The sequence below is a fragment of the Betaproteobacteria bacterium genome (assembly GCA_016791345.1).
GTDB lineage: Bacteria > Pseudomonadota > Gammaproteobacteria > Burkholderiales > JAEUMW01 > JAEUMW01.
In genome coordinates this window covers 1-10,594 of sequence record JAEUMW010000226.1, presented here as the reverse complement: position 1 = coordinate 10,594, position 10,594 = coordinate 1, and the positions used below count along the sequence as shown (strand labels likewise).

The 10,594-nt window shown below is 63.6% G+C and carries 14 protein-coding genes; 3 read left to right on the top strand and 11 right to left on the bottom strand.

The window, feature by feature from the left end; genetic code table 11:
- Both JNK68_08795 and JNK68_08790 read right to left on the bottom strand, forming a co-directional pair.
- A partial coding sequence (locus JNK68_08795; GenBank protein ID MBL8540456.1) for a hypothetical protein occupies positions 1–372 on the bottom strand: 372 nt, incomplete at its 3' end.
- A gap of 26 nt (positions 373–398) precedes the next feature.
- Positions 399–1,280 (bottom strand): formate/nitrite transporter family protein, encoded by an 882-nt coding sequence (locus JNK68_08790; GenBank protein MBL8540455.1) that lies wholly within the window; start codon positions 1,278–1,280, stop codon positions 399–401.
- A 169-nt stretch (positions 1,281–1,449) separates the two neighbouring features.
- Between JNK68_08790 and JNK68_08785 the strand changes: the two genes are divergently transcribed.
- Entirely contained in the window at positions 1,450–1,944 is a 495-nt protein-coding gene (locus tag JNK68_08785) for a C40 family peptidase (protein MBL8540454.1), read from the top strand.
- 5 nt (positions 1,945–1,949) lie between these two features.
- Here JNK68_08785 and bfr read toward each other — a convergent pair whose 3' ends face one another.
- From bfr to JNK68_08770, 3 genes are all read right to left on the bottom strand, one after another.
- Positions 1,950–2,429, bottom strand: a complete 480-nt coding sequence (gene bfr, locus JNK68_08780; protein ID MBL8540453.1) for a bacterioferritin — start codon at positions 2,427–2,429, stop codon at positions 1,950–1,952.
- A 113-nt stretch (positions 2,430–2,542) separates the two neighbouring features.
- Positions 2,543–2,740 (bottom strand): (2Fe-2S)-binding protein, encoded by a 198-nt coding sequence (locus JNK68_08775; protein ID MBL8540452.1) that lies wholly within the window; start codon positions 2,738–2,740, stop codon positions 2,543–2,545.
- A gap of 13 nt (positions 2,741–2,753) precedes the next feature.
- Positions 2,754–3,101, bottom strand: coding sequence for a DUF2325 domain-containing protein (locus tag JNK68_08770; protein MBL8540451.1), 348 nt, complete (start codon positions 3,099–3,101; stop codon positions 2,754–2,756).
- A gap of 183 nt (positions 3,102–3,284) precedes the next feature.
- Here JNK68_08770 and JNK68_08765 point away from each other — a divergent pair, with 183 nt between their 5' ends.
- Positions 3,285–4,319: a Fe(3+) ABC transporter substrate-binding protein gene (locus JNK68_08765; GenBank protein ID MBL8540450.1), complete on the top strand. Its 1,035-nt coding sequence runs from the start codon at positions 3,285–3,287 to the stop codon at positions 4,317–4,319.
- Positions 4,320–4,346: 27 nt separating this feature from the next.
- Here the strand turns inward: JNK68_08765 and JNK68_08760 are convergent, their stop codons facing one another.
- Entirely contained in the window at positions 4,347–6,026 is a 1,680-nt protein-coding gene (locus JNK68_08760) for an iron ABC transporter permease (protein ID MBL8540449.1), read from the bottom strand.
- A 94-nt stretch (positions 6,027–6,120) separates the two neighbouring features.
- On the opposite strand from JNK68_08760, the gene JNK68_08755 reads away from it, so the two are divergent.
- Entirely contained in the window at positions 6,121–7,191 is a 1,071-nt protein-coding gene (locus JNK68_08755) for an ABC transporter ATP-binding protein (protein ID MBL8540448.1), read from the top strand.
- 7 nt (positions 7,192–7,198) lie between these two features.
- Here the strand turns inward: JNK68_08755 and JNK68_08750 are convergent, their stop codons facing one another.
- The 5 genes from JNK68_08750 to JNK68_08730 all read right to left on the bottom strand — a co-directional run bounded on the left by JNK68_08750 (position 7,199) and on the right by JNK68_08730 (position 10,573).
- The gene (locus JNK68_08750) at positions 7,199–7,744 is read right to left on the bottom strand and encodes a cytochrome b (protein MBL8540447.1); all 546 of its coding nucleotides are present in this window, start codon (positions 7,742–7,744) and stop codon (positions 7,199–7,201) included.
- 31 nt (positions 7,745–7,775) lie between these two features.
- On the bottom strand, positions 7,776–8,726 hold the full coding sequence (locus JNK68_08745; GenBank protein ID MBL8540446.1) for a beta-propeller fold lactonase family protein: 951 nt from the start codon (positions 8,724–8,726) through the stop codon (positions 7,776–7,778).
- Positions 8,727–8,818: 92 nt separating this feature from the next.
- Positions 8,819–9,631, bottom strand: a complete 813-nt coding sequence (locus JNK68_08740; protein ID MBL8540445.1) for a transporter substrate-binding domain-containing protein — start codon at positions 9,629–9,631, stop codon at positions 8,819–8,821.
- Positions 9,632–9,710: 79 nt separating this feature from the next.
- Positions 9,711–10,121, bottom strand: coding sequence for a cytochrome c-550 PedF (pedF, locus tag JNK68_08735; protein MBL8540444.1), 411 nt, complete (start codon positions 10,119–10,121; stop codon positions 9,711–9,713).
- Between the two features lie 296 nt (positions 10,122–10,417).
- Positions 10,418–10,573 carry a hypothetical protein gene (locus JNK68_08730; GenBank protein ID MBL8540443.1) on the bottom strand — a complete coding sequence of 52 codons (156 nt, stop codon included), beginning with the start codon at positions 10,571–10,573 and terminating at the stop codon, positions 10,418–10,420.
- Positions 10,574–10,594 lie beyond the last annotated feature (21 nt).

Below are 10,594 nucleotides of genomic sequence, written 5' to 3'. Positions count from 1 at the left end.
GCCCGGCACGTTGACGCTCGCGCCGTTGCCCACGGAAACACGGCCGGAGACTTCCGCCTCGCGCTGCGCGGTAGCGAGATCGACATCCTGCCGCACCGTGATCAGGAGTTGTCGCGGTCGTGCGTCGACCTGATCGAGGATCTTGCGGATCTCGGCAAGGTTCGCCGGCGAGGTGCGAATGATGAGCTGGTTCTGCATGCCATTGATGGAGCCATCGCGATCCACGAAAGGCTCCAGGAGCGGTATCACCTGATCCGCTGTCCGATACCTGAGCGTAATCACCTCCAGCACGCTCTGCTGCGCCATCGCAATCGCCGCCGACAATCCGACCATTGCAATGCACACTGCTCCCGGCAATCGAATCCAGTTCATGCCCAGCTCATTCCTTCAGTGACGATTCAGGATCGGAGACCCTTGCGATAGATTGCGTAGTAGACGAGCCCCACCAGCACGCTCCCGCCAACGATGTTCCCAAGTGTCACGGGAACGAGATTGCTCAGCAAACCTGCCACCCCCAGAGAGGAAACGTCGATGCCCGGCGGCAGTGCGCCGAAGTTGGCAAGAAGAATGCCGAGAGGAATGATGTAGAGGTTGGCGATGCAGTGCTCGTAACCGCATGCGACGAAGGCCGATATCGGGAAGATCATGGCGAGAATCTTGTCGGTCACCGAACGCCCTGCCATGGCAACCCACAGCCCCAGGCACACCAGCATGTTGCAGAGCACGCCCTTGAAGAAGGCGGTCCAGAACGGCAGGCTCGCCTTGTACGCGGCGAGCCGTATCGCCGCGCGCCCGACATTGCCGTCGTTCATGTCGGGGTAGTGGGACAGGAAGATCACGATCGCAAGCGCAATCGCCCCGAAGGCATTCGTGAAGTACACCACGAGCCAGTTGCGCACGACCTCGGACGTGGTGATCTGACCTTCCGCCCATGCCATCACGAGGAAGTTGTTGCCGGTGAAGAGCTCCGCACCCGCCATCACGACCAGGATGAGGCCGAGCGTGAACGCAACCCCGCCGAGCACCCGGCTCGCCGCGAAGCCGAGTTCGGCATCACTGATCACCAGGGTGTAGTACATGGCGCCGAGGCCGATAAAACCGCCTGCGACGATGCCCAGCATCGCCATCGGCAGGAACGGAAGACGCGCCTTGATGACGCCGTTCTTCTCGACGCGCTGCGCGATCTCCTTCGGCGTGAAGGCGTCGAAACCGAAGATCTGCCGTTCGGCACTTGCGCGGGACGGCTGGGGTTCGGGTGACAGGGGCTGCAGTTGCCGCATCGACGCTCCTCCGGCTGGCTTGGAAGTGGCGGTCTGCGCAGGGTGCGTGGCCGCCGGGTGCGGCAGATTATATGCTTGGCCGTCGGGCGCCAGAGATACTCACTACATGCCCGTTGCCCGTGGCCGCGCGTGCTTTACTGGCAGTCCGTCCGTGATCTAGAGTTGCCGCATGCGGGTTGGTCGAAGAGAAGCACTACTTGCGCTCGCCGCGCTGGCGGCGGGGTGTGCGGCGCCCACCGCGATTGGGCCGCCTGGCCGTGACCGCCCTGCCACTCCAATCCCGCCTGAGATCGCCCGCGACGCGGCCGTCCTCGCCGTGACGCTGGTCGGCGTGCCGTACCGCAACGGTGGCGCTTCGCCCGACTCGGGATTCGATTGCAGCGGACTCGTCTGGTACGTCTACCGACAGGCCGCGGGTCTGGCGCTGCCGAGAACCACGCTCGAAATGGAACGTGCCGGCTGGCCAGTGGATGCGGATGAGATGCAGGCGGGCGATCTCGTTTTCTATAACACCCTGGGCCGGGCGTTCAGCCATGTCGGCATCTATATCGGTGACCGCCGCTTCGTGCATGCGCCGAGCAGCGGCGGCCGTGTGGAGATCGTCTCGACGCAGGGCGGTTACTGGGCGCGCCGCTTCTCGGGCGCCCGCCGCGTTGCGACGTGAAACGGTCAACTCGGCAAATCGCCCATCTGCGACTGCAGATAATTCTGGATGCCGACTTTGCCGATCAGCTCGAGTTGTGTCTCGAGAAAGTCGATGTGCTCCTCTTCACTTTCCAGAATGTCTTCGAAGAGTTCCCGCGAGACGTAGTCCGTACAGGACTCACAGTAGGCGATTGCCGCCTTGAGATCGGGATAGCTGCGCAGTTCCAACTGCAGATCGCAGCGCAGGCACTCCTCGACGTTCTCGCCGATCATGAGTTTGTCGAGATCCTGAAGATTCGGCAAACCTTCCAGGAACAGGATGCGATTGATGAGTCTGTCGGCGTGCTTCATCTCGTCGACCGACTCGTGATACTCGAATTCGTCGAGCTTCTTCAGTCCCCAATTGCGGAACATGCGGGCATGCAGGAAGTACTGGTTGATGGCGGTGAGCTCATTACGCAGCACCTTGTTCAGGTGCTCGATGACCTTGATGTCGCCTTGCATGGGTTGCTCCTGACGAATGAGAAATAGAATCAGTGCGACCGAAGGCGGAACGCACGGCAAATTCTACTCCGCAGCGTGTGCGCTGCGTGTGAACCGAGTCAGGAGCAATCCGCTCAGGCGAGCTGTGCGGAACACGCGGAGTTGGACGATGCGAGTTGCTCGTCGAGGACGAACTCGGCGCACTCCGCACAGCGACCACAGCAGGATGCGATGCCGAGGCGCGCCTTGAGATCGCACAGCGACGAGGCGCCGTCTGCCACCGCCGTTGCGATGTGATGATCGGTGACACCGTTGCACAGGCAGACGTACATAGCAGACCTCGATCTAGTTCGAAGTGCGTTTGTTGGCCTTGGGGCACGCAGCACAGCGCTCTTCGCACTCCGGCTGCGAGAAGAAGCGGTCAAGGCAGACGGCGAGACAACTCGCCGAGCGCCGGCACGCAATCACCGGAACGCCCTCTGCCTGGGCCAGGCCGCGAAAGCTCTTCATGACGTTGTGTCCGAGAAAGTCAGTGAAGAGGATGACGAGCTGCGTGTTGCTGCCGATCGCCGAGCCCCGCCGCTGGTGCGCCGCCTGGCGTCCCGACACGTGTTCCAGAATGCGGATGCCGAAGCCCCCCAGCACATCGGGAATGTTCCCGAGACGGTCGGCGCCAACAAGTAGTGCGTTCATCGAAGTCCTTCGCAGCAGCAGACAGAACAAATGATAATGATTCGCATTGGTGGACGTCAAGGTTATTGCGAGGAATTCTCATTTCTTGCAAACGCGAATGCTTCTAGTTAGGATCGGCTAGCCAATCGCAACTCCCGCGCCCGGTCAACGCAGACGGGGCGTCCATCGAAAAGGAGGATCCGGATGACTCCCCACAAGACGCTGGCGCCGTTCGTCGCCGCAGCCACCCTGCTCGCCCTGTCTGCCGCGCACGCCGCAGAGGAGAATCAGCTCAATCTCTACACCGCCCGGCACTATCAGACAGACGAGGCGCTCTACAGCAACTTCGAAAAGCAGACCGGAATCAAGATCAATCGCATCGAGGGCGCGGAAGATCCGCTGATGGAGCGCATCAAGAACGAGGGCGACAAGAGCCCGGCGGACGTCTTCATCACCGTCGATGCCGGCCGTCTCTGGCGGGCGGATCAGGCGGGGCTGTTCCAGCCCATCCACTCGAAGGTTCTGGAGAGCCGCATCCCCGCGGCCTACCGCGCTCCCGACGGCACCTGGTACGGCTTCTCGGCACGGGCGCGCATCGTCGTCTACAACAAGACGAACGTGAAGCCAGGCGAGATCAAGAGCTACACCGATCTGGCCGACCCCAGGTGGAAGGGCCGCATCTGCGCGCGCTCATCGGGACACGTCTACATGCTGTCGCTCATCAGCTCGGTGATCGCGCACGACGGCGAGCAGAAGGCCGAACAGTGGGCAAAAGGTGTTGCCGGCAACCTCGCGCGCGAGCCCAAGGGTGGCGATACCGATCAGCTCAAGGCCGTGGCGGCAGGTGAGTGCGACATCGCGATCAGCAACACGTATTACTTCGTGCGGCTGCTGAAGTCGCCCAAGCCGGAGGACCGCGCCGTCGCGGAGAAGCTCGGCGTCCTCTGGCCCGACCAGAAGGGACCCGGGGTGCACATGAACATCTCGGGCGGTGGCGTGCTCAAGTACGCCCCGCACAAAGAGAACGCCATCAAGTTCCTGGAGTATCTGGCCTCGGACCAGGCACAGCAGTACTTCGCGAACGGGAACAACGAATGGCCGGTGGTCGCCGGCGTAAAGGTCAACAATCCGGAGCTCGAATCGCTTGGCACGTTCAAGGCCGATGCGCTCAACGTCGGCGAACTGGGCAAGAATCAGCCGACGGCGCAAAAGGTCGCCGATCGCGCCGGCTGGAAGTAGTCGTTCCACTGCGCAGCGTGTGCATGCTCAGAGGCGCGCTCGTGATCTCGCGATCGATCGCGACAGGATGAAGACTGGCAGCAGTCCCACGACGACGATAGCAAGCGACGCAGTCGCGGCCTCGGCCAGGCGCTCGTCTGCCGCCAGGTTATAGGCCTGCACCGCCAGCGTGTCGAAGTTGAAGGGCCGCATGGCAAAGGTCGCCGGCAATTCCTTCATCACGTCCACGAGCACCATCAGCGCCGCCGTCAGCAGACTGCCGCTCAGCAGCGGCGCATGCACGCGCGCGAGCACACCCGCGGGCGAGCAACCGAGGCTGCGGGCGGCGCATTCCATGCTCGGCGTGATACGGGTGAGCCCTGCCTCAACCGTCTGCAGTGCCACGGAGAAAAACCGCACCAGATATGCGTAGACCAGCGCCACGACGCCACCGGTGAGCAGCAAACCGGTCGAAAAGCCAAAAGCGGACGACACGAACGCATCGAGCGCGTGATCGAAACGCGCGACCGGAATCAGAATGCCGACCGCGATCACCGTCCCGGGAATTGCATAACCGAGCCCGGCCAGGCGGTTCGCCGACCACGTCACCGGTCCCGGCCGCAGCCGCGCGGCATACGCCATCACCAGCGCCAGCACGATGGCGAGCAGTGCGCTGATGACCGCGAGCGAGACGCTGTTTCGCGCAAGCATCAGAAACCGCGGTCCAAACTGCTCGTCGCCCTGGCTCAACGTCATGCGCAGCAGAATCAGCGCGGGGAGGACGAAGCCGAGAACGAGCGGCGTGCAACACGCGGCACACGCCGCGACCGCGCGCCAGCCGTGCAGGCGAAACTCCGGCAGACGCCTGCGCGGCGCCGGATTGTGGTAGCGCGCGCGGCCGCGCGTCAGCCGCTCGGCGAGCAGCACGCAGGCGACGAAGGCCAACAGCACGGCCGACAACTGCGCGGCGGCGACGGGGTCGCCCATCGAGAACCACGCGCGGTAGATGCCGGTCGTGAACGTCTGCACGGCGAAGTACGAAACTGTCCCGAAGTCGGCCAGCGTTTCCATGAGCGCGAGCGACGTCCCCGCAGCAATCGCCGGCCGCGCCAGCGGCAATGCAATCCGTACGAAGCTGCCCCATGCGCCGTAACCCAGCGTGCGTCCGACTTCCAGCACGCCCACCGACTGCTCGAGAAATGCCGTGCGCGCGAGCAGGTACACATAGGGATAGAGCACGAAGATCATCACCGTGATCGCGCCGCCGAGCGAGCGGATATCGGGAAACCAGTAGTCACGCACGCGCCAGCCGGTGATCTCGCGCAGCCACGTCTGCAGCGGCCCGCTGAACTGGAGAAAGTCCGTGTAGGCGTATGCCATGACGTAAGCCGGTACGGCGAGCGGCAGGATGAGCGCCCAGTCGAGCGTTCGGCTGCCCGGGAAACTGCACATCGTCACGAGCCATGCGGTCCCGACACCGACGACGACGACGCCTGCACCGACGCCCAACGCAAGCCATACCGTGTTGTGCACGTAGTCCGCGAGGACCGTCTCCGCCAGGTGTTCCCAGGCACCGCCGCTCGGGACGAAAACGTTGCCCGCGACGAAGATGACCGGGACCGCCAGCAATGCAGCGAGCGCGACCGCACACCAACCGAGAGCGCCGAGCGCAGCGGGTCGCCACGCACGCCAGGCCGGTGCGCGGCACAGCGAGGAGATTGCGCTCATCAAGTTGTGCACCGGCTAAAACGGATCAACCGATTGTAACAATCCGCAATCGCACATTGAGAATGATTCTCTCTTGACCGGTTATAATTTGCTCATGAAATCCGTGCTCGAAGTCCGTGAAGTCGATCACGCCTATGGCGCTTCGCCCGTGCTCCGGGACTTCTCGATTACGCTTCGCCGCGGCGACATCGCCTGTCTGCTTGGCCCGAGTGGCTGCGGCAAGACCACTGCGCTGCGCTGCATCGCCGGCTTCGAGCCGGTCGACGACGGCGAGATCCGACTCAACGGCGATATCGTGAGCCGTGTCGGTTTCACCCTCGCCCCCGAGCGGCGTCGCATCGGCATGGTGTTCCAGGATTACGCACTCTTCCCACACCTCACGGTGGGGGACAATATCGGCTTCGGTCTGCGCGGCATCACGCGCGCGGAGCGCCCCGCGCGCGTGGCGGAACTCCTCTCCACGGTCGGCCTCGATGGCGCGACCGGGAAGTACCCGCATGAGCTTTCCGGAGGTCAGCAGCAGCGGGTGGCGATCGCCCGTGCGCTGGCGCCGAAGCCGGATCTCCTGCTCATGGACGAGCCGTTCTCGAATCTCGACGTCGACCTGCGCGAGCGCGTCAGCCAGGAAGTGCGCGAGATCCTCAAGGCGCAGGATGCAACGGCAATTCTCGTCACTCACGATCAGCACGAGGCGTTCGCTCTCGCCGACGATGTCGGCATCATGCAGGATGGCGTGATCGTGCAGTGGGACTCGCCCTACAACCTTTACCACAAACCGGCGAGCCGATTCGTCGCCGACTTCATCGGTGAAGGGGTGCTGGTGCCGGGGCGTGTTCTGAACGCGAATCAGGTGGAGATCGAACTCGGTGTGCTGACCGGGACGGTACCACCGGAATGCGCGGTCGGTTGCGAGACCTGTCACAACGGCTGCTCGGTCGACGTTCTGCTGCGGCCTGACGACATCGTGCACGACGATGCCAGCGGAATGCGGGCGGAAGTCCTGCAGAAGGCGTTTCGCGGCGCGGAGATCCTGTACACGATCCGGCTGCCGAGCGGCGGCCGCGCCCTGTCACTCGTCCCCAGCCACCACAATCACGCGATCGGAGAGAAGATCGGCATCCGCATCGAGGCCGACCACGTCGTGGCGTTCCGCCACGGCGCCTGAAGACGCGTCAGCCGCGCCCGGGGAGCATCCGGCGGAAGACGTCGTCGCGGTCTATGAGGAGGTGCTTGAACGCGGCGGCGACATGCAGCACGATCAGCGCAACGAACACATAGGAGGTAACGACGTGGGTCGCGTTGAAGATGCCGTACAAGACCTTGTTCTCCGGGCCCCACGGCGGCAGTTCGATGCCGAAGTACTTCACGCCGAACTTCGTGAAGTTGGAGGCGACATAGCCCGAGACCGGCATCACGAGAAGACAAGCGTAGAGCAGCTTGTGCGTCCAGGCCGCCAGGACCGCCTCCCACTGCTTGAGCGATGACGGCAGCTGCGGCGGCACGTGCGTCAACCGCCACGCGACCCGCAGCGCGATGACGACGAACGTGGTGAGACCGATCGACTTGTGCAGGTTGAAGAAGTAGGCGCGTTCGGGCGTGTTTCTCGGAATATCGACCATGTACCAGCCGAGACCGATGAGCACGAACACCAGAATGGCGATCAGCCAGTGCAGGAACACCGCGACGCCGCCGTAGCGACCGCGATCGGCCGCACTCATTGCCAGCACTGCACGGGCGCGCGCTTGCCCATCAGCGGATGACGACACCCCAGGGCGTATCGCCGACGGGGATTTCACTCAGCACCTGATAGGTCTCGGTGTCGATGACGGAAACCGTGTTCGACTTTCCGTTCGCCACGTAGAGCTTCTTGCCGTCCGGCGTGATGGCCATGTTCCACGGGCGTTTGCCGACCGGCACGGTCGCCACGATCTGGTTGGTCGCGGTATCGATTACCGACACCGTGCCGTCCTTGCCGTTGGAGATGAAGACGCGCTTGCCATCGGGTCGCACCGCGACGCCGTTGGAGTAGTTCCCGGGTTTGATCTTCGCGACCACATCCTGCGTTGCGGTGTCGATGACATACACCTGGCTCGCGAGCTCCGCGGCGACATACGCACGTGTTCCGTCCGGCAGGAAGCCGATGCCGCGTGGCCGGTCGCCGACCTTCACCGCCTTGACTTCGGCGCGCTTCTCGACGTCGATGATGTCGACCGAATCGGCCTCCTCCGCGCTCACGTACACCCATTTGCCGTCGGGACTGAACACCGCGTGCTCGGGATTCTTGCCCTGGGTCTTCACGCTGAACACCTTCTTCCGGGTGCCGGGGTCGATGAAGGAAACGGCGTTGCTGATCTCGCTCGCAGCGATGATCCACTTCCCGTCCGCCGAGATGCTGACTCCTTCCGGCGACTCGCCGAGCTCGATCTTGCCTACCGGCGTGCGCTTTTCGAGATCGAGCACCACCAGCATGTTGTCCGGCTGATCGCTGACGTAAAGCTCCTTGCCGTCCTTGCTGACCGCGAGACCACGCGGTTTCTTCCCGGCGGGCATCTCACCCACGACCTTGTCGGTGGCGGTGTCGATGACCGACACCGTGCCGGATTTCTCGTTCGGCACGTACGCGAACGGCGCTGCGCCAGCCACGGAAACGATGCACAGCAGGGACAAACAGACGACACGCAGCCAGATGTGCTTGATCATGGAAGGTTTCCGGAGGAGACGAAGCGGCAGCAGGGCGCGCTGCCGCGATTATGGATGCAAACGGGCCGAAATAGTTCCGGAACGGCCGTGTCCTACGGACGGAAATGCGAGACGCCGTGGCGTTTGAAGATCGCCGCGATCGTTCCGTCCTCGAGCATGGCGGTCAGCGCCTGCTCCACCCGTGCGGCGAGCGCCGCGTTCTCCGCTTTCAGCGCAACGCCGACGATCCAGCCGCGCTGTGTCAAGCCCGGCGTGGGGATGCTGCTGATCACGAAGACCTCGCGGTCGGTCCCCTTGAGACCGTCCTCCAGCTCTGCCCGCTGGGCCATCACCGCAACCACTTCGCCGCGGCGCAACGCCGCCATCGCGTCCGGTGCGCCGCGAAAGTGCACGACGTTCGGCTGCAGCCGCCCCCCCGCTGTGCCGAGCAGAAACGAATCCTGCGCGGTGGCCGTCTCGACGCCGATCGGCTTGCCGACCAGATCGTCGACGCTCGTGAGCTCTGGCAACTGCCTGGTGTCGTGCGCGACCTGCAGGCTTTCGCGGTGATACGCACCGGTGATCTTCACCTTGTCGTTGCGCGCGGCGAAATGCGGATCGACGGGCACATGCAGCATCACATCGGCCGTGCCACCGCCGAGGTAGTGGCCTTTCCAGACCGCGTTCCTGAGGTCGTCGTCCATGCTCTCGTCGGAGGCCTGTACCCACATGAGATCGAGCGCGACCCCGAGGCGCTCGGCCAGTGCCCGTGCGATGTCGACGTCGATGCCTTCGCCGTTGTCGGAGTAAGGCGGGAAGTCCTTGTACACCGCCACGCGAATACGCCCGGGCTGCTGCAGCTGTTGCAGTCCGTCCGCGGCGACCTGAGGCGCCGCCATCGCGGCCATCGACGCCACGAGCATCATGGCTAGCGCGCCACACCATAAGAAAAAGCCGTGCACGAGGGCACGGCGATCGGGGCACTGGACGTTCATCACTGGACGTTTATTTCTGCTGCACGGTGTCGAGATAAGCGCGAATCGTCCACAACGCCTCCTGCGACAGCACGCCTTCGAATTTCGGCATGTAGACGCGACCGTCACGAACCGCGCCGTTGCGCACGCGCATCACGTATATCTCGTCGCCCTCCTTGCCCTCGGGCAGATAGCGCAGGTCCGGCGCGATGCCGCCCGACACCGCCTCTATACCATGGCAGCGCGCACAGTTCTGATTGTAGGCCGAGCTGCCGATCTCTACCGCGAGCTTGTTGCCGCGGTACGGATTCACTTCCACCCATTTGTCGCCGATGGGCTTGAGGCCCTTCGTATCGACGGCCTGCGGAGTGACGTCTCCGTGGGCAAGTGCGACCGTGGCCGCGAGGGTGAGCATGCCGGCGACGGCAGTGCAGCGTGCAATGCGAATGAAAGGTGCCAAGGTTGTCTCCAGAGGTTGTGTCGATTGATTGGCCCCTCTGTCTGCACTTGCCGTGCCCAATTCAGGTTGCATGCCGGGTGATCGTCAGTCGAGCCCGCTTTCGCCCGCGCAGCAAGGCTTTCCGCAACCCGGATGCGCGCGCATCGACGACGAGCCGGGAAACCGGGCGACTGGCATCTGCTTCAAAACTTCTCAGGTGTCGCGGGATGCAACAAAAAAAACGGCGCCGCGTGCGGCGCCGTTCGAGCAGAGACTTTCTGCCTGCTTTGGTCCTGCGATCAGAAGAAGAGGATCGCCCCCAGCGCGAAGCCGTTGTCGTTGTAGCTGGTGGAGTTCTGCGCCTTGGACTCGGTGCGGATCCACTCGCCGACGAGGTTCAGGCTCTTGGTGAGCGCGTAGTACACGCCCACCACATTCGAGCTGTTCCGGCTCAACAGATCGCCGTTCCCGGCCTG

Excerpts from the sequence above, each read along its gene's own strand:
- JNK68_08750 (MBL8540447.1), bottom strand. The coding sequence starts at position 7,744 with ATGAGTGCGGCCGATCGCGGTCGCTACGGCGGCGTCGCGGTGTTCCTG.
- JNK68_08775 (MBL8540452.1), bottom strand. The coding sequence starts at position 2,740 with ATGTACGTCTGCCTGTGCAACGGTGTCACCGATCATCACATCGCAACG.
- JNK68_08740 (MBL8540445.1), bottom strand. The coding sequence starts at position 9,631 with ATGATGCTCGTGGCGTCGATGGCCGCGATGGCGGCGCCTCAGGTCGCC.
- bfr (MBL8540453.1), bottom strand. The coding sequence starts at position 2,429 with ATGCAAGGCGACATCAAGGTCATCGAGCACCTGAACAAGGTGCTGCGT.
- JNK68_08790 (MBL8540455.1), bottom strand. The coding sequence starts at position 1,280 with ATGCGGCAACTGCAGCCCCTGTCACCCGAACCCCAGCCGTCCCGCGCA.
- JNK68_08745 (MBL8540446.1), bottom strand. The coding sequence starts at position 8,726 with ATGATCAAGCACATCTGGCTGCGTGTCGTCTGTTTGTCCCTGCTGTGC.
- JNK68_08765 (MBL8540450.1), top strand. The coding sequence starts at position 3,285 with ATGACTCCCCACAAGACGCTGGCGCCGTTCGTCGCCGCAGCCACCCTG.
- JNK68_08785 (MBL8540454.1), top strand. The coding sequence starts at position 1,450 with ATGCGGGTTGGTCGAAGAGAAGCACTACTTGCGCTCGCCGCGCTGGCG.
- JNK68_08755 (MBL8540448.1), top strand. The coding sequence starts at position 6,121 with ATGAAATCCGTGCTCGAAGTCCGTGAAGTCGATCACGCCTATGGCGCT.
- JNK68_08760 (MBL8540449.1), bottom strand. The coding sequence starts at position 6,026 with ATGAGCGCAATCTCCTCGCTGTGCCGCGCACCGGCCTGGCGTGCGTGG.
- JNK68_08770 (MBL8540451.1), bottom strand. The coding sequence starts at position 3,101 with ATGAACGCACTACTTGTTGGCGCCGACCGTCTCGGGAACATTCCCGAT.